Source organism: Solibaculum mannosilyticum (assembly GCF_015140235.1).
GTDB classification, from domain to species: Bacteria; Bacillota; Clostridia; order Oscillospirales; family Acutalibacteraceae; genus Solibaculum; species Solibaculum mannosilyticum.
Genome location: NZ_AP023321.1, coordinates 1,558,346 through 1,574,708 on the forward strand (window position 1 = coordinate 1,558,346; position 16,363 = coordinate 1,574,708).

A 16,363-nucleotide genomic window follows, 5' to 3' on the forward strand; every position below is an offset into this window, starting at 1 on the left:
CCTACCCTGTGTAGTCCCTTGTAAACTGTACTTTATTACGATGTAAGCTTGGATTATATCGCGGGTCGAACCAATCGTCGGAATCTGAAATGAGAATTAATGGTCCTTTACCGCACAAGGCAAAACAGTTGGCTGCAATATTTACCGTAAACGATCTGTATTGATTGCGCTACAAGCATGGAATCTAATATATGATTTAGACTTGGAAAGGTTGACTATCTTACTTAGGGATAAGGAGAAAACTATGAAAAGAATATTTCTTTTTCTATTGTTAGCTGCGCTTTCATTGTGTTTCACCTCCTGTTATTTTTCATTGACAGGTCTTACAGGGCCACATAAACTGGAACGTTTTTTTGACAATGACGCTCAAGTTGCCGAGGATACTCTTGAGAAATTACTCAGCGCTATTGAAAACAAAGACGAGGCAGGTTTAAAAGAACTGTTTTCACAAAAAGCTATCGCAGAGGATCCTGATCTGGACGAAAGCATTTTAAGGCTATTCGATTTTTTCCAAGGAGAAATATTGTCATATGATGATTGGGGCGGGCCTTTCTCTGGAATGAGCAGGAATGGTGATGGAAATAGTTATAAGTATTTGGAGTCGACCTGTGACGTCGAAACAAGCAAGCAAAACTATCGTTTTGCAGTCCAACAGTTCACCATTGACACAGCTAATCCAGATAATATTGGTATTTCATCCTTGTATGTCATTCTTTTCGAGGATACGGACGAGCAATATGCCTATTTGGGTGATGGTGAATGGGCACCGGGAATTAATGTAGTAACTGAATAGTAAGTGAAAACAGCTCCTGGAAGATAATCCAGGAGCTGTTTCCGTTTCCATATATTCTTCTGATTTCATCGTTTTGAAGGCTCTTTGTTTTTAGCCAACCCTTGTAGCTTTTGTGCGGACAAGGCATAGGAAAAACGTCTAAATGCGAATCCATCCACAAGGCTGTTATAAAAAGTTCATGTTGCTATGAGCAAGAATTCATAGACTTTACACCGATCTTATTTGTAACAAAAACAGCCACCCATCCAAGCATAATTCCAATCATTGCGCCAGCCAAAACGTCGCTCGGATAATGCACATAAAGATAAAGCCGAGAAAAAGCGATCAATACGGCAATCACTCCCGCCGGAATCCACAATCTTTTTTTCTCAAAGTATAATACAGACACTGCGGCAAACGAGGCTCCTGCATGGCCCGATGGAAAAGAAAAATCTGTAGGTCTGTTCACCAGGAGTTGTACAGCCGTATCTATATCACAGGGACGGATTCGAGCGACCAGCGGTTTCAAAATTATATTACAGCAAATTACCTCTAAAGCAAGGCTCACTGCCATTGCCAATCCAATTCTACGAGTTTTCGGGATCATAAGAAATACTACCGTACAGACGATCCAAAGGATCCCTCCATTGCCGAGCTTTGTAATAAACGGCAGCACTGTATCCAGAAAGCCACACTTCAGATGTTCCTGAATAAAATCAAGAATTTGTGATTCAGCTCCCATTTCAAGCCTTCTTTCTATCACAGTCTCAATCAGATTGCAGGTATTTCGATTTTTCTATTGAATCTATCGAGTGCAAGTGCAGCAACAATTCCAACTGCCATACAGCTTAGATTAATACCGCCGGAGGCGGCGCTTTCCACAAAACTCCTGAATGGTATGATGACAATAGTTGCAGCTATAACAACACCGATAATTCCATGAAAAACTAAACTATAATGATGTTCCATCAGTCCATTTACCGCTTTTGCCAGCAAAATCACCGTCAAGATTGCTCCTACTCCAGACGGAATCAAAATATCCAAATCCAAGTTTCCAATTCCCGTTACCAGAGGCGTATAAAGTCCCAACGGCATTAGCAACGTGGAAAAGCTCATTCCCGGAGCAATTATGCTTAACGCAATACAAAAGCCACAAAACAGATACCATATAAAGTTCGGCATTATCGTTATGTGAATCATATTAAGACTCAAAAGCAGTATAAACACAACCGCAAAGCAAATACCAAAGGAAATCAAGGAGCCTTTGCTTCTACCTTTTTCCTCAGCTTCCCGAAAGAGCGATAGCAGCATTCCTCCAATCAGTCCCACAAACAGGCACACAGAGGGATTGGGATATCTATCCAGCAAAAATCCCAGCAACTTCGCAACGACAACAAACCCAAATCCGCCTCCTAAAATCAGTGGGATCAACACTCTATACTGTTTTTTAAACGTTTGGATTGGATTTGAGAGCAGTTTCATGATGGTTCTGTAAATGCCGAAGACAACACATAGGACTCCTCCGGATATCCCCGGAAGAACCGCACCCAGTCCAATCAGTGCACCTTGTAGCAATCGGAGCCCCACTGCCGTTGGAACGCCCTTTTTTCTCTCTTTGGCTGTGGGCTCTGTTTTATACACGCTATCTTCCATGATAAGTCCTCCTATCCTATTAATCTCTTGCTTCTCCTGTGTCATACAGTTTTCTACCGCAGTTGGAGCAGTAAAGAGTGCCGTTTCTATATATGGCTTCACAGTCAGGACAGCTATCAAACATCGCCGTTCCGCAGGAAATACAATATTTATTTTTTCTGTCCTGCCATCTACCGCATCCATCGCATTTTGAACAGAGTATACTCCTTACCAACACAAATAAAATGACTGCAAATAAGTTTCCGATCAGTGCCAATAGAAACCATAAAAATCCGTGGAAACCGATCTTATCTGCCGCCTGATACAGCCATGCGGAAACTGTCAGCCAATAAATTCCGAATGCTGCAAGGCAAATCATCCCGAAAATACCCAGCGTGATTTTCGCGCCTGCCGTTGGTTGCGTAACCGGTAAATCCTCAAAGTCTCTGCGGGATCTTTCCTGATTGTCCATCCCCTTCTCTCCGCTCTGATCGGGAACCGATTCTCCATATTTTTTATCGAAGCCATTGACTTTTTGATTTTCTATTTTCATTGAATGCTTGCAGGAAAATAACTTCCGTAATCTGTGTCCGAAATGCAATTCCAGTTGCAACGCCACTCAAAAGGATGGCAAAAACTGTTATCATAACCATCTTTCGAAAAAATTTCGGGAAGTTCGTCTGTATAACCTTATTTCTAATCTTGTCCATAAGAACGCCTCCTTGTTCTTTTACTGCGTTCAGTATAAAATGGAGACATAAACTGATCTTAATCCAAAGTTAAACAGGAGATAAAATGTGAGGAAAATATAATAAGGCATATGCTGTCTTAAAATCACAGCATATACCTTTTGCAATAATCGATGAAGCTTTACTTTATCTGAACAGACTCGGAATCAGCATAACCGCCGTTCCGGCAACAATGTCTGCAAGCCCAAAGATGGATTTTTTTGAAAGCTTCTCGTGAAATACCAAGCGGGAAAAAACAATTGTCACAAGAATACTCATCTTATCGATGGAAGTCACTACACTGGCAAGTCCGTCCTGCAGTGCTTTGTAATAGCAGAGCCATGAGCCTCCGGTGGCAAGTCCGGATAGACAGATAAAGCCAAATTCCTTTCCAGGGATTCGCTTGAACTCCTTCTGTTTTCCTGTTACAAATACCATAACCCACGACACAATCAACACCACGCCAGTACGGATGGCCGTCCCCAGATTTGACTCTATACCAGAAATACCGATCTTACCAAGGATGGAGGTTAGGCTAGCAAAGACGGCGGAACCGATTGCATAAAAAAGCCAGCTCTTCCCTTCTTTCACAGGTTTCTGAATATCCTTTTTCTCAACCATCATAAATGTGCCGACGCCTATCAAAATGACACCGATACCGCTATACACCGTAATGCTCTCCTGTAAAAAGACAAATGCCAGAATAATCGTCAGAATCGTGCTGGATTTATTAATGGGAACTACCTTATTGACATCGCCAATCTGAAGCGCCCTGAAATAGCACAGCCATGATGCTCCGGTTGCCAATCCGGACAGGAGCAAGAATATCAGTGTTTTGCTGTCGATGGAGGCAGTCTGTAATTGTGAGTCAGCAAGGAATACCATGAGCCATGAAAATAGAAGCACTACAATGGTACGGATTGCTGTTGCCATGGTGAAATCCGTTTTTTGGATACCGCATTTTGCAAGAATAGAAGTCAGTCCAGCAAACAGCGCCGAACCAAACGCAAACAGAATTCGCATACTTACTGCCCTCGAAACCGGTATCTGGCCCCCATACTGTTTCAATGTAGTGGGGATTCGCCGGGTCTTTTTCGATCTTCTCCCGCAGTCTCCGGCAGACCTCAAATCCGTCCATTCCCGGCAACATCAAGTCCAGCAGAATGAGGTCGTAAGAACCCGTGCACCCTTTTGTAAACCCTAATTGTCCATTCTCTGCGATCTCCACTTCAAATCCATCGATGGTGAGATAGTCCCGCTCGATGGAGGCAATAGCAGTGTCATCTTCCACGATCAGTATTTTTGCCATCTGATTCACTCCCTTCCTCACAGGACAGACAGATTTCAATCTTCAGCCCACCAAACTCACTTCTCTTTGCCTGAATGCTTCCCCCGGCGTGCGTAATAATGCTCTTCACAATTGCCAGACCCAGACCGCTGCCTTTTTGCGGATTCTGTCTGGCAGGATCGCTGCGGTAAAATGCCTCAAACAGATGTGGCAATGCCTCTTCTGGGACGCCGGGGCCGTCGTCATCAAATGTCAGCGTACAGGTTGCACCGTTTTTTATCAAGGAAATACGAAGCAGACCTTTTTCCTGTTCCTTATATTTCAGACTGTTCCCCATGACATTGGATATCACACGTTCAAGCTGGATCGGATCTGCTGTTACTGTCACGGGTGTCAGATCTGTTATCAGCTGCAGGCCGTGTTCCTTGTATTCTTCTTTCGCTTCTAAAACCGCTGCCTCTATCTTTTCATCCAACCGCAGCCGGATACTGTTTTCCGGATAGTCCCCCAGCTCCATCTTAGAAAACAGAAACAACTGAGATACCATACGATCCAGATCCTCCACCTTTGTCTTGATGGTGGCAAGATAGCTCCTTTGTACCTTGGGCGTCCTTGCTACGCCGTCCATCAGCCCCTCTACATACGCTTGAATGGAAGTCAAGGGTGAGCGAATATCGTGGGAGATTCCGGCAAGAAGTTCCTTCCGATTTTGTTCCTGCTGTTGGATTTTAGTGACGGATTCCTTTAAACGTACAGCCATCTCATTGAAGTCTTCACATATCGGCAAAAACTCATCCTGACGGTCATATTGGATACGAAAATTCAAATTTCCATCCCGTATCTCATGGACACCGGCTGTCAGAATATCTAACGGCTCCTCGATCCTCCGAAAAACAAACTTCGTCAGGAAACGGTTTGTCAACAAAACGGAGAGAAAGATGGCAAATAGAATAAAAACAGCAGAGGTAATCAGCGCAGCTTTAAGATTTGCATAGGCGATCTCGCTGTGGTTTCCGCCCAGCAGATAAATGATGTATTCCTCACCGTTTACCGTCTCGTAGGCTTTATACAGGCTCCGGCCATTTTAAGATACGACGGAATTACCTGTGAGCATTTACGCTGCTTCCTTGAGCGCATCATCATTTTTATCTGTCTCTCCAAAGGAATAAATAACGTTCTCTTTGTAAAACACCTGCGCTGTCATTCCGTTATTCTCCAGCAGTGTATTTAGAGAGGACAAATCCGTTCCTTTGTACAGCTTATGCTCAAAGGTCTCGGTAACGGCGAGGCAGACCCGGTTGAAATCCTCCGTGTCGTGCATGTCCAATCCTGCACCGCCTATAACGGAAATCCAGATGATACCCACACAAAGCAAACCTATCAATACCGTGGATATGACCGGCACAAAAATCATTAGAATATTGGATAAAAACAGTCGCTTGCGAATTGTCATGCTTCTACCTCCCTTCTCTCACTTTCAAATTTATTATATCATAGATTTCACAGCATTCTTAAACAAGGGATAAACTGCCCGGAATTTATTCGATTCGTTTTAATATTCAAATCTTATCCATCAACCTAATAAGTAAGTGGATTAATTTATGGAAAAGAAAAAGCGGTATAGCACATCAAATGCCATACCGCAAATCTTCAGCGGGAGAGATATTCTTGTATCTATATTTTGTTCTTTGATTTGTTCGCCGTATATAAAAGATACCCGCGAGTTATTTCCTGCCTAGAATGGCATCCATATCCTGTTCCGGAGCCGTGATCGGCTGCAAATCATAGGTGTCAACCAATACTTTTACAACACTTTCTGAGAGGAAAGCGGGAAGAGTCGGTCCAAGATACATGTTCTTAATTCCCAAGGAAAGCAGAGTCAAAAGAATGCAAACTGCTTTTTGTTCATACCAGGATAGAACTAATGTCAGCGGCAGATCGTTGACACTGCATTCAAATGCATCTGCGAGGGCAAGCGCTACTTTAATTGCACTGTATGCATCGTTGCATTGACCCATATCCAAAATACGGGGTAGTCCTCCGATTTCGCCTAAATCCAAATCGTTAAAACGGTATTTGCCGCAGGCAAGTGTCAAAACCAACGTATCCATTGGTGTTTGCTTTACAAACTCTGTATAATAATTCCGTCCAGGATGCGCGCCGTCACACCCGCCGACAAGGAAAATATGCTTGATTGCTCCCTCTTTGATTGCGCCTACGACCTTTTCCGCATTGGCAAGAACAGCCCCATGTGCAAAACCCGTAGTGAGCATATGTCCACCGTTGATACCGCTCATGCTGCGGTCGTGCTCATATCCTCCCAGTTCCAGCGCCTGTTCGATCAGCGGCGTAAAATCCTTGTTGCCGTGTTCATCTGCTGTAATGTGGGTCAATCCATCATAGCCCACTACAGAAGTCGTATAGATGCGGTCTCGATAGCTGGGACGCTGTGGCATCAGACAGTTGGTGGTAAACAGCACAGGAGCCGGAATGTTTTCAAACTCTTTCTGCTGGCTTTGCCATGCGGTTCCAAAATTCCCTGCTAAATGAGAATACTTCTTCAGTTCTGGATATCCGTGTGCAGGCAGCATTTCGCCGTGGGTATAAATATTGATTCCCTTGTCCTTCGTTTGCTCCAGCAACTGTGCCAGATCCTTTAGATCATGGCCGGATATCACAATAAACGGTCCTGCTTTGATATCGACGTTCACTCTGGTGGGGACAGGCGTTCCAAAAGCTCCCGTATTGGCACTGTCCAGCAGCTCCATACATCTGAGGTTGACTTTGCCGAATTCCATGATAAGAGCAAGCCATTCCTCCACTGTGTGTTCCTCATTGACCGCACAAAGTCCCTTATAGAACCAAGCAGTCACCTCATCATCTTCATAGCCCAGATTCATGCTGTGATGGGCGTAGGCCGCCATGCCTTTCATTCCGAAAAGCAGCGTGGAACGAAGGGAAACAATATCAGTTTCTCCTTTCCACAATTCCAATTTTGGACAATCCTGCGTACCGCCAAGTTTTTTTCTCTCTGAAACAATGCGATCAATAAAACGGCGGATAGAAGCATTATCAAAATTCACATTGGTCAGTGTAGTAAATAAACCGTCCACCAAAAGTCGATCGGATGTTTTGGTTCGGCACTCATTTTTCATTGCGGTTTCCGCAAGGTGGATTAGCTCACAAATAAGCTCATCTTGTAAATTGGCGGTTTCCGGCTGCTTACCGCAAACACCGACTCGGGTACAGCCTTTATTGCCCGCGGTCTGCTGGCATTGAAAACAAAACATTTCAGACATTGAACTTCCTCCTGTTGTTCGCTAATATTTATAGTAAGTCTATTCCTCAACCCTGATTACTGAGACAGGACAGGTTTCGACACATAAGCCGCAGCCAATACATCCATCACGATCAATTGTAACGTTCAATTTTTACACCTCCTCCGGAAATTTAACGATCTATAGTTCTTAGGTAAATACAATGTCCGGTTAGAACACGACAACCAACATCATTTTAAATGCTTCTTCCCCAAACACGGCATGGGGATGTCCGGCAGGCATTATAATGGATTCCCCCTCATGAAGCAGGTAATCTACGCCGTCAATGGTAATCTTGCCAACACCATCCAGGCAGGTAACGAATGCATCCCCACCGGATTCATGAGTACTGATCTCCTCGCCCTTGGCAAAAGAAAACAAGGTGATACTTACAGCCTTATTTTGCGCCAATGTTTTACTGATAACCTGATCTTCTTGATAGGATAGTTGCTCCTTTAATACATGAACCTCTGCCTGACTGATATTTTTAATTTTTACGCTCATAAAAACCTCCCGATTTGTAGATTTAAATAGTTTCATACTTTTACCTACAGTTTATTCCATCCAAACAAAAATTCGCATGGACCTTATATTTTTATAATGCCATACTCAATTTAAAATGTATGTTGTAAAAACAACAAACTCGATTATGGACAAAATAAAATTTATATTTCTCATACTGGCAGTGTTTGTATCCCGCCAGATTATTCTGAAGATAGAAAAAGCCTGGAAAGCCAGTAATACTAGGACTTTCTGGACATAGATACAAAAACAGCCTTCCATTTTGGGAGGCTGTTTTTGTATCTATATTCCTTCTTTAATTTTTGTCTATCTCAGGAAAAAATAAAAGCACTTAATGTTCAGTATACAGAACTATTTTTCTCCTTGAATTAAGTTACTTACATAAGGTCGTTTTCCCGAAAGTACTTCATCATAAAACCCCTGCTTCCATTCAATATAGGCAACGCTGTCCTCTAACTCTTTAATAGACGCACGCAATGCCTCCTGTTTTTTCGCCAGCATTTCTTTACGCTGGAGAATGGTGGATTCCCCCTGAAGACACAGATCTAGGTATTTCTTCATCTCCTGAATGCTCATACCACACTTTTTCAAACAGGTAAGGTCTTTAATCCATTTTACATCCTTTTCGTCGAAAATCCGGCGGTTGTTTCCATCCCGCTTGACATTGGGAACCAACCCCTCGTTGCAATAAAATTTCAAGGTCTGATAGGTCATATCCAATTCTCTACAAACCTGCATCATTGTATATATCATGAGGGCACCTCTTCTCTTGTCACAAAAAAAATTTTATTTTTTCTAAAAAGCACTTGACCGATTGTAACAACCGGATAATATAATCGGAAGTGCAAAGCGGTTGTAATAACCGGATTGTAACACACAAAAATAAAAAATGCAATGAAGAAAGGAATTGATTGCAGATGAAAGTGTTACTTGTCAATGGCAGTTCTCGAAAAAAGGGTTGCACCAATACAGCCTTATGCGAAGTGGAACGCGCCTTACTGGAAGAAGGGATTCAAACCGAACAGTTTTTTATTGGCAACGAAGCTCTGCCGGATTGTATCGCCTGCCATAAATGCAAAGAAAGCGGAAACTGTATTTTTCATGATAAAGTCAATGCATTCGTGGAAATGGCAAAATCTGCGGATGGTTTTGTATTTGGCTCACCAGTATATTTCGCTCATCCCAGCGGCAGGCTGCTCACCTTTATGGATCGGGCCTTTTACTCTGGCGGCAACGCTTTCGCTTTTAAACCTGCCGCCGCCGTGTTGAGCGCAAGGCGGGCTGGTACAACAGCTTCCTTTGATGTCATCAACAAATATTTTACAATCTGCTCTATGCCGGTCGTATCCTCTACCTACTGGAATCACGTGTATGGACAACAGCCGCAGGAAGTTCAAACGGACAAAGAGGGATTGATGACCATGTATAACATCGGCAAGAATATGGCATGGATGTTGAAATGTATCGACTTTGGGAAGCGGAATGGCTTAAATCATCCTGAAAATCAAAAGGTCTTGACCAATTTTATACGATAAGCGACTTGAAAAAATCCACGACTAACTACGAAAGAGCAAATCTACTATGGAAAATTTTATCTATAACTATCCCATTCATGTTTGCTTTGGAGAGAACGCCGTTCAAAAGTCTTCAAAAGTAGATAGGAAAAACAATCGTTGATTTCTCCGGTATTATTCCGCCCCCACCTATACGAAGGTACAGGAGGGCGCAGCGCAGGCAAAACCCGAAGAAGATTCTGAAACATAGAGTTTGTCCAGCACAAGCTGTGCACAGATACGATTCCCCTTGGCACCGCTGTCACCGCTTCTGAAACTGGGACTGAGATGAACGGCGGTGCAGTAATTACCAATAAGGCATTGCAAATCAAAAGCAATCCCTGCAAACTCAGCCGGGATGAAATTTACGGGATTCTTTAATAAGATCTACAAATAAAAGAAAGTGAGGAAACTACAGTGTTCAAAAAAATTCTTGGCCTGATGATGGCCACTATGATGACCCTCTCTCTCGTTGCCTGCGGACAGACACCAGCCAGCAGCAATATTTCCGCTGCTTCTTCTGAATCTGCAGTCAGTGGTAGAGCATCCGAGTCGCAAGCACCAGTCTCTTCTGAAGATGAAACTTCTGTTCCTGCTCAAATAGAAACCCCGGAAACGACAGATACCAACACATTGGTTGTGTACTTCTCCTGGTCTGGAAATACCGAGGAAATGGCTTCCTATATTGCCGAGCAGACTGGTAGCGACCTGTATGAGATCGTACCTCAAACACCTTACCCCGAGGATTACAACAAAACTGGAGAGATTGCGGAGAAAGAGCGGGACGACAATGCCCGTCCAGCGATTGCCAACCTGCCGGATTCCATCGAGCAGTACGATACCATCATGGTGGGCTACCCCATCTGGTGGCATACGGCCCCCATGATTATCGGCACTTTCCTGGAAAGTTACGATCTGACCGGCAAAGAGATTTATCCATTTACTCAGTCGGCTTCCATGGATACAGAGCAGTTCGATAGCTCCATTGAATTCGTCAGAGAGAATGCTAACGGTGCTACTGTACATGACGGTTTGTTTGCAAGGTCCTCTGATACTGCCGCGATAGATGCTTATCTCTCCGAAAACGGGATCACAGAGTGAGAAGTTTGGTTAAAAATCCCCTTAATAGATGAGATCTATTCGCTTTTTCTTCTAATTTTTTTCGTTTTTAAAGAGGTTAGTTCAAAACTTATATCAAGAAGTGTTTTAATTTTATCATCTGGTACACTTCCGTCTAATGCAACCGTAATCCAATTTTCTTTGCTCATGTGATATGCTGGAAAAAATCCTGGTTCTAAGCGTAAAGAACCGATCATAATAGGCTCACATTTTAAATTTACTACATTCAAGACATCCTTACCAGATAGCCCTAATTTCTCTTTCGGGACATCCATTATCAAGGCAAACCATTTTCGGTTATTGTGGTGACGGAAAACCTCGTAATTAGGATATTCGCTCCAAGGAAAATCGACAGCTGCGTTGTAAGTTTCTGTTATGAATTTCTTCAGTTCTATACGGTCCATATTCTACCTCCATAAATCTGCACTTGCATTTCGATATATCAAAATATTAAAACAAATCAGTGATTATATACTGTATTATAGTGGAGGACGTCAAAACGGGCAAGTATCATATGTTTACCGCTAAAACAACCATTGGCAAAAATCCATGTCTAAAACAAACAACGGTCTTCTGTTTTGCCTTTTAAGCATTTGCGTGTTAAAATAATGCCAACAAGGTATGGAGGTGCCATGATGGAAATCCGAGTGCTTCGCTACTTTCTCACTGTAGTACGGGAAGAAAGCATTACCAAAGCCGCAGATGTTTTGCATATCACACAGCCGACTTTAAGCCGTCAGCTGGCACAGATGGAAGATGAAATGGGCGTAAAGCTGTTTGACCGTGGAACACGAAAAATTGTACTGACAAATGAGGGATTGCTGCTGCGCCGCCGGGCGGAAGAAATTCTGGAGTTGGTGGATAAAACAGAACGGGAATTGACCGAGCAAGAGGAAGCAGTTGAAGGTACCGTATCCGTTGGCTGCGGCGATTTTGGAGCGGTGCAAATGCTTCCAGAACTGTTTCAGTCGTTTCATGAGCGTTATCCAGCCGTTATCTTTGATTTATATACCGCCACAGCCGATCATGTAAGAGATCAGATGGAACGTGGACTGATCGATGTGGGGCTTTTGCTGGAACCCATTAATATGGAGAAATATGATTTTATTCGTTTGAACCAAAAAGAGCAATGGGTTGTTGTCATGCCTGCGGATGCACCTTTGGCCAGTAGGCAGTCTGTCACACCTGCGGACTTGAAAGGTTTGCCGTTAATTTTACCACGACGGCTGAATATTCAAAGCGAGCTGGCCAGTTGGTTTGGAGATGAATTTGACAAACTGAATGTCCTATTTACCAGCAATCTTCCCTCAAATGGTTCGGTCATGGTCTGTCATAAACTTGCATATGCGATTGTGATTAAAGGAAGTATATCTTTGTGGAATCAAGAAAAAATTACTTATCGTCCGCTGAATCCTGAACTGTCAGCCAGCAGTGTGCTTGCCTGGAGAAGACAACAACCATTTGGTTTAGCAGCATCTAAGTTTATTGAACATATTAAGCGTACTTTTACTCATTTGGAGTGAGAAAAGTGCCAGTACGCCCGCCATATCCATGCCTGAAAAGCATTTATTTTTATAAAAGTTAAGTATTAGACATAGTATATCCCTTGACCTATAATGTAAGTGTAGTCAAATCGAGTGCGTCACTCTTTTATGACCACACTTACATTATTTTTTTGCCAAATGGGAGGCTCATAATGACATTACAAGAAGCAAGTAAATGTTTAAATTTAAAAATAGAAACCCTAAATTTTTACGAAAATAACGGTCTGCTAAAAGGAGCAAAATCAGACGATGACAGTACTGATTATCAAGAAACAGAGTTGCGGCGTACTATTCAATTTCACTTTCTGTTGAAAGCAGGAATGGACTTGAATACCTTAAAGCATCTAATTACGCTGATGAATGCAAAAAGCAATACAGATGCTGACCAGGTACGAATTCTTCGTAAATGCCGATATCAGCTGCTGGAAGAAATTCACGAAAAACAACAGCTGCTGGATCAGGTAGATTATCTGATCCACGAGATAAACGGCCGAAAAGTCAAAGGAGGATAAATATATGAAAAAATTGTATCCGCTTTGCTGGCAATGGCGATGATGATTTCCATGTCAGCCTGTCAATCACAGACACAATCTCAGTTACAACCGGAAAGCAGTAAACCATCCATGCCGCAAAGCCAAACAACTGTTGAACTGGAAAGCAGTACAACTGACCAGGGAGAAAACACAGATGAAAGCCGTGTATTGATTGCGTATTTTTCCCTTGGGCGTAATGCAGAATATCCTGACGATGTAGATGCCAGCACTTCTGCCAGTTTGGTATTGGAAAACGGACAACAGTACGGAACCACAGAGTATATGGCAAATTTGATTCAGCAAAACGTGGGCGGAGACATCCATATGATTCAAACGATAAACCCTTATCCCACCGATTTTGATGCAGTAGTAGATCGGAATCACGCAGAAATGGATGCAGACACATTACCCGAGCTGGTGGAAAGCGATTTGGATATTTCTCAGTATGATACAGTATTCATCGGTTATCCAATTTGGGCCACCAATGCCCCGCAAGCTATTTTCTCTTTCCTATCGGAATACGATTTAGCCGACAAGACGATAATCCCGTTCTGTACCCATGACGGTTATGGCGCTGGCAGCAGCTATACCGATATTGCAGAGGCTGTTCCCGGAGCAGCACAGGTTTTGGACGGCCTTGCTATTCAAGCACCGGATGTTTCCGGGGCAGCAGGTACGGTAGCACAGTGGCTGCAAGAGATTGGTGTGGACAAGAAATCGGATGAAAATGTACAGGCCAAAGGAACGGCCATTACCATTGCTGTCGGAGATACTGTTTTAGACGGAGTCATTTATGATACGGAATTGGCAAAGGAAATACAAGAGTATTTTCCATTAACCATCTCAGCTGTGGGCTTTGGAGGGCGTGAGTTTTACGGTGGAGTAGATTTCTATCCGGAAAATCTGGAAGGCGGGCAAAGAACATTTGAAAATGGCGACATTACCTATTGCGAAGCCCATCACAACATGGCAATTTTTTACGCACAGACAGATAATCCCGTGCTTTCCGTGGATGTTATTCCCATCGGCAAGGTTACGTCTGATTTAAGTATTTTTGACGAACTCCCCAACAATGTGGATATTACCTTTGCTTTGGCAGGATAATTCTCACGCTATATCAAACTATTGGAGGTAATTTACAATGAAACGAATTCTGGCATTTTTATTAGCGGGAATGATGGCTGTCTCCCTGGCAGCATGTGGAGAATCCGATAACCAGGAAAACTCTCAGCCAAGTTCAGCATCGAGTCTTTCTCAGTCTTCTGAACCGGAACAAGCTCCTTCATCTGAGCAATCGCAGCCCACATCTTCCGCCACAGAAGAAACACCGGAGGAAAGCGGCAACAGTACCAATATGTTGGTTGCTTATTTCAGCTATGCCGAAAATGCAGATCTACCGGATGGTGTTGACGCTTCCGCAACGGCGAGTATTCAAACCTGGAACAATACGCTTACCGGAAACACCGGCGTTATCGCCAATATGATTGCCGAATCCACTGGAGCGGAGCTGTTTTCCATCCAGACAGTGGAAAAATACCCGGCTTCCTATGATGAAACCGTTGACCAGGGACAACAGGAGCGTAATGCAGACGTACGCCCTGAGCTTACTACGCTCCCGGAAAATTTGGACGCCTATGATGTGATTTTCCTGGGTTTTCCTAATTGGTGGGGCGATATGCCTATGGCAATGTACAGCTTTCTGGAACAGGTTGATCTCTCCGGCAAAACCATCGTTCCTTTTGTCACTTCCGGTGGCAGCGGATTTTCCAGCACCATCAGCACGATAGAAGATATGGAATCCGGCGCAACTGTCCAAGAGGGGCTTTCCCTTCGGGATTCCAGTGCGGCCGGCGCACAGCAACAAGTGAACGAGTGGCTGTCTGGTTTGGGTTACGCGGGGTAAGAAGGAGTAAGCAGGGAACAACTGGAAACAAGTCTCTTACCAAATGTCATTCTTTTTAGGCATTAATCTTTTCTCAACCTATAATAGAGATAAAGGAAGAAAGAAGGGATTACATATGAAAAAACAAACAACATTGCTTTTAGCGCTTTTGCTGGCATTATCTTTAACTGCCTGTAATTCCAACAACGAAACAACGGTATCGTCGAGCGGAACCCTACAAAATAGGCAGTCGGCGATTTCCGAATCTGTGGTTTCTGGTGAGGTAAGTTCAAGCGAAGAAGAATCTGCTCCATCACGGGAATCTGAGCAGCAGAGCCGTGTTCTGGTGGCTTACTTTTCCTGGGCAGATAATGCTGTAATTGAGGGTGAAGTAGATGCAGTTGCTTCTCCCAGTGTAGTGGCTCCCGGCAATGTTCAGCAACTTGCAGGCTGGGTACAGGAACAAACCGGCGGCGATCTGTTTTCGATTCAAGTGACAGAGCCTTATCCCAGCGATTGGGACGAATGTCTTGCCCGCGCCAATGAGGAACGATCTGAAAACGCACGTCCTGCATTGACAGAAACGGTCGAAGCAATGAGCGACTATGATGTGGTGTTTCTGGGGTACCCCAACTGGTGGTATGGCTCGCCAATGGCCTTGCTGTCTTTTATCGAGCAGAATGACTTATCGGGAAAACAGATCTATCTGTTTTGCTCTCATGGAACAGGCGGTCTTGCCAAAAGTGTAGATGAAATCGCATCAGCATTGCCGGAAAGCGCCGTGCTTTCTGAAAACGTATTTGACGTTTACGAGGAGGACGCAGCTTCCTCCGAAAATGATATTTTGAACTGGCTGAAAGGCGTCGGATATTAGTGCCCATACGGATCCCTTGGATCACATAAAACGGCCCAGATAGTCACCTGCTGTTAGGTAGAATATCAGTGTTTTGGGGGCCGTGTATTGGTTGTCCAATTTTCCGGGTTTGTATCATCTGGAATGACCCCAGCTAAAACTTTTTCGTAATGCTTTACCTTTTCATCCATATAAGCAGCAGTTGCTTTTGCCTCTTCAATCCGTTGGTATGCCTGTTCCCGTTGACGAAGAATAATTTGATAACGTGCCAAAAGAGTTGCTCTGGATTCCGGCAAACGGCACAATTCACAATATTCTTTAATATCCTCGATCGACGCATCGCATCCCTTGAGACATACGATCCCCTGCATCCAGTTTACAGATTCTTCGTTGAAAATACGTCGATTGCCTTTATCACGTTCACAAGGCAGCAAATTAATATCTGTGTAGTAACGAATGGTGTGTTCTGTGGTTTGGAACATTTTTGCAAACTGCTTAAGTGTGTAAATCATAGCATTTCTCCTGATTTTTAAAAAATTTCTCAAGAAAGCATTGACTTCGGGTTACTCGAACTTAATACAATGATGTTAGCACAAAAGAAGATACTTCTCAAGCGCTGA

At 43.5% G+C, this 16,363-nt stretch carries 22 protein-coding genes; 8 read left to right on the top strand and 14 right to left on the bottom strand.

From position 1 onward, the window contains the following. Positions 1-244: 244 nt before the first annotated feature. The gene (locus tag C12CBH8_RS07370) at positions 245-793 is read left to right on the top strand and encodes a DUF5104 domain-containing protein (protein ID WP_215532894.1); all 549 of its coding nucleotides are present in this window, start codon (positions 245-247) and stop codon (positions 791-793) included. 184 nt (positions 794-977) lie between these two features. On the opposite strand, the gene C12CBH8_RS07375 is transcribed toward C12CBH8_RS07370, so the two are convergent. The 12 genes from C12CBH8_RS07375 to C12CBH8_RS07425 form a co-directional block, all read right to left on the bottom strand. After that, positions 978-1,514: a phosphatase PAP2 family protein gene (locus tag C12CBH8_RS07375; RefSeq protein ID WP_215532895.1), complete on the bottom strand. Its 537-nt coding sequence runs from the start codon at positions 1,512-1,514 to the stop codon at positions 978-980. 29 nt (positions 1,515-1,543) lie between these two features. Next, entirely contained in the window at positions 1,544-2,425 is an 882-nt protein-coding gene (locus tag C12CBH8_RS07380; protein WP_215532896.1) for a DUF368 domain-containing protein, read from the bottom strand. A 19-nt stretch (positions 2,426-2,444) separates the two neighbouring features. Beyond that, positions 2,445-2,957 carry a zinc ribbon domain-containing protein gene (locus tag C12CBH8_RS07385; RefSeq protein ID WP_215532897.1) on the bottom strand — a complete coding sequence of 171 codons (513 nt, stop codon included), beginning with the start codon at positions 2,955-2,957 and terminating at the stop codon, positions 2,445-2,447. Continuing rightward, entirely contained in the window at positions 2,920-3,114 is a 195-nt protein-coding gene (locus tag C12CBH8_RS07390; protein ID WP_099322322.1) for a hypothetical protein, read from the bottom strand. The genes C12CBH8_RS07385 and C12CBH8_RS07390 overlap by 38 nt, the downstream gene beginning before the upstream one ends. Positions 3,115-3,279: 165 nt before the next feature. Next, complete coding sequence (locus C12CBH8_RS07395) at positions 3,280-4,113, bottom strand: EamA family transporter (protein ID WP_246441792.1); 834 nt, start codon at positions 4,111-4,113, stop codon at positions 3,280-3,282. Beyond that, complete coding sequence (locus tag C12CBH8_RS11870) at positions 4,001-4,441, bottom strand: response regulator (RefSeq protein WP_246441371.1); 441 nt, start codon at positions 4,439-4,441, stop codon at positions 4,001-4,003. The genes C12CBH8_RS07395 and C12CBH8_RS11870 overlap by 113 nt, the downstream gene beginning before the upstream one ends. Next, on the bottom strand, positions 4,413-5,345 hold the full coding sequence (locus tag C12CBH8_RS11875; protein WP_343063088.1) for a sensor histidine kinase: 933 nt from the start codon (positions 5,343-5,345) through the stop codon (positions 4,413-4,415). Before C12CBH8_RS11875 ends, C12CBH8_RS11870 begins: the two co-directional genes overlap by 29 nt. 189 nt (positions 5,346-5,534) lie before the next feature. Then, entirely contained in the window at positions 5,535-5,873 is a 339-nt protein-coding gene (locus tag C12CBH8_RS11880) for a hypothetical protein (protein ID WP_246441375.1), read from the bottom strand. Between the two features lie 271 nt (positions 5,874-6,144). After that, a complete protein-coding gene (gene hcp, locus C12CBH8_RS07410) occupies positions 6,145-7,719 on the bottom strand; it encodes a hydroxylamine reductase (protein WP_099322325.1) in 1,575 nt (524 codons plus the stop codon). Positions 7,720-7,758: 39 nt separating this feature from the next. Then, a complete protein-coding gene (locus C12CBH8_RS12070; RefSeq protein WP_090266908.1) occupies positions 7,759-7,848 on the bottom strand; it encodes a ferredoxin in 90 nt (29 codons plus the stop codon). Between the two features lie 60 nt (positions 7,849-7,908). Continuing rightward, positions 7,909-8,241, bottom strand: coding sequence for a cupin domain-containing protein (locus C12CBH8_RS07420; protein ID WP_215532899.1), 333 nt, complete (start codon positions 8,239-8,241; stop codon positions 7,909-7,911). A gap of 369 nt (positions 8,242-8,610) precedes the next feature. After that, positions 8,611-9,000 carry a MerR family transcriptional regulator gene (locus C12CBH8_RS07425; RefSeq protein ID WP_343063123.1) on the bottom strand — a complete coding sequence of 130 codons (390 nt, stop codon included), beginning with the start codon at positions 8,998-9,000 and terminating at the stop codon, positions 8,611-8,613. A gap of 176 nt (positions 9,001-9,176) precedes the next feature. Between C12CBH8_RS07425 and C12CBH8_RS07430 the strand changes: the two genes are divergently transcribed. Both C12CBH8_RS07430 and C12CBH8_RS07435 read left to right on the top strand, forming a co-directional pair. Further along, entirely contained in the window at positions 9,177-9,794 is a 618-nt protein-coding gene (locus tag C12CBH8_RS07430) for a flavodoxin family protein (protein WP_215532900.1), read from the top strand. Between the two features lie 474 nt (positions 9,795-10,268). After that, positions 10,269-10,913, top strand: coding sequence for a flavodoxin (locus tag C12CBH8_RS07435; RefSeq protein WP_281389224.1), 645 nt, complete (start codon positions 10,269-10,271; stop codon positions 10,911-10,913). Between the two features lie 35 nt (positions 10,914-10,948). Here C12CBH8_RS07435 and C12CBH8_RS07440 read toward each other — a convergent pair whose 3' ends face one another. After that, on the bottom strand, positions 10,949-11,335 hold the full coding sequence (locus tag C12CBH8_RS07440; protein WP_090266897.1) for an MmcQ/YjbR family DNA-binding protein: 387 nt from the start codon (positions 11,333-11,335) through the stop codon (positions 10,949-10,951). Between the two features lie 228 nt (positions 11,336-11,563). On the opposite strand from C12CBH8_RS07440, the gene C12CBH8_RS07445 reads away from it, so the two are divergent. The 5 genes from C12CBH8_RS07445 to C12CBH8_RS07465 all read left to right on the top strand — a co-directional run bounded on the left by C12CBH8_RS07445 (position 11,564) and on the right by C12CBH8_RS07465 (position 15,764). After that, positions 11,564-12,454, top strand: a complete 891-nt coding sequence (locus tag C12CBH8_RS07445; protein ID WP_343063090.1) for a LysR family transcriptional regulator — start codon at positions 11,564-11,566, stop codon at positions 12,452-12,454. A gap of 173 nt (positions 12,455-12,627) precedes the next feature. After that, complete coding sequence (locus tag C12CBH8_RS07450; protein WP_215532901.1) at positions 12,628-12,987, top strand: MerR family transcriptional regulator; 360 nt, start codon at positions 12,628-12,630, stop codon at positions 12,985-12,987. A gap of 39 nt (positions 12,988-13,026) precedes the next feature. Further along, the gene (locus C12CBH8_RS07455; protein ID WP_215532902.1) at positions 13,027-14,112 is read left to right on the top strand and encodes a flavodoxin; all 1,086 of its coding nucleotides are present in this window, start codon (positions 13,027-13,029) and stop codon (positions 14,110-14,112) included. Positions 14,113-14,149: 37 nt separating this feature from the next. Continuing rightward, a complete protein-coding gene (locus C12CBH8_RS07460) occupies positions 14,150-14,911 on the top strand; it encodes a flavodoxin (protein WP_215532903.1) in 762 nt (253 codons plus the stop codon). A gap of 115 nt (positions 14,912-15,026) precedes the next feature. Then, positions 15,027-15,764, top strand: coding sequence for a flavodoxin (locus C12CBH8_RS07465; RefSeq protein WP_099322334.1), 738 nt, complete (start codon positions 15,027-15,029; stop codon positions 15,762-15,764). 65 nt (positions 15,765-15,829) lie between these two features. On the opposite strand, the gene C12CBH8_RS07470 is transcribed toward C12CBH8_RS07465, so the two are convergent. Next, positions 15,830-16,255, bottom strand: a complete 426-nt coding sequence (locus tag C12CBH8_RS07470) for a MerR family transcriptional regulator (protein WP_215532904.1) — start codon at positions 16,253-16,255, stop codon at positions 15,830-15,832. Positions 16,256-16,363 lie beyond the last annotated feature (108 nt).

Bases quoted from the DNA above. Each gene is read 5' to 3' on its own strand.
- C12CBH8_RS07390 (WP_099322322.1), bottom strand. From the start codon at position 3,114: ATGGACAAGATTAGAAATAAGGTTATACAGACGAACTTCCCGAAATTT.
- C12CBH8_RS07380 (WP_215532896.1), bottom strand. From the start codon at position 2,425: ATGGAAGATAGCGTGTATAAAACAGAGCCCACAGCCAAAGAGAGAAAA.
- hcp (WP_099322325.1), bottom strand. From the start codon at position 7,719: ATGTCTGAAATGTTTTGTTTTCAATGCCAGCAGACCGCGGGCAATAAA.
- C12CBH8_RS07440 (WP_090266897.1), bottom strand. From the start codon at position 11,335: ATGGACCGTATAGAACTGAAGAAATTCATAACAGAAACTTACAACGCA.
- C12CBH8_RS07430 (WP_215532900.1), top strand. From the start codon at position 9,177: ATGAAAGTGTTACTTGTCAATGGCAGTTCTCGAAAAAAGGGTTGCACC.
- C12CBH8_RS07385 (WP_215532897.1), bottom strand. From the start codon at position 2,957: ATGAAAATAGAAAATCAAAAAGTCAATGGCTTCGATAAAAAATATGGA.
- C12CBH8_RS07375 (WP_215532895.1), bottom strand. From the start codon at position 1,514: ATGGGAGCTGAATCACAAATTCTTGATTTTATTCAGGAACATCTGAAG.
- C12CBH8_RS11870 (WP_246441371.1), bottom strand. From the start codon at position 4,441: ATGGCAAAAATACTGATCGTGGAAGATGACACTGCTATTGCCTCCATC.
- C12CBH8_RS07445 (WP_343063090.1), top strand. From the start codon at position 11,564: ATGATGGAAATCCGAGTGCTTCGCTACTTTCTCACTGTAGTACGGGAA.
- C12CBH8_RS07470 (WP_215532904.1), bottom strand. From the start codon at position 16,255: ATGATTTACACACTTAAGCAGTTTGCAAAAATGTTCCAAACCACAGAA.
- C12CBH8_RS07435 (WP_281389224.1), top strand. From the start codon at position 10,269: ATGACCCTCTCTCTCGTTGCCTGCGGACAGACACCAGCCAGCAGCAAT.
- C12CBH8_RS07455 (WP_215532902.1), top strand. From the start codon at position 13,027: ATGATGATTTCCATGTCAGCCTGTCAATCACAGACACAATCTCAGTTA.
- C12CBH8_RS11880 (WP_246441375.1), bottom strand. From the start codon at position 5,873: ATGACAATTCGCAAGCGACTGTTTTTATCCAATATTCTAATGATTTTT.
- C12CBH8_RS07425 (WP_343063123.1), bottom strand. From the start codon at position 9,000: ATGATGCAGGTTTGTAGAGAATTGGATATGACCTATCAGACCTTGAAA.
- C12CBH8_RS07460 (WP_215532903.1), top strand. From the start codon at position 14,150: ATGAAACGAATTCTGGCATTTTTATTAGCGGGAATGATGGCTGTCTCC.
- C12CBH8_RS07420 (WP_215532899.1), bottom strand. From the start codon at position 8,241: ATGAGCGTAAAAATTAAAAATATCAGTCAGGCAGAGGTTCATGTATTA.
- C12CBH8_RS07465 (WP_099322334.1), top strand. From the start codon at position 15,027: ATGAAAAAACAAACAACATTGCTTTTAGCGCTTTTGCTGGCATTATCT.
- C12CBH8_RS07450 (WP_215532901.1), top strand. From the start codon at position 12,628: ATGACATTACAAGAAGCAAGTAAATGTTTAAATTTAAAAATAGAAACC.
- C12CBH8_RS07370 (WP_215532894.1), top strand. From the start codon at position 245: ATGAAAAGAATATTTCTTTTTCTATTGTTAGCTGCGCTTTCATTGTGT.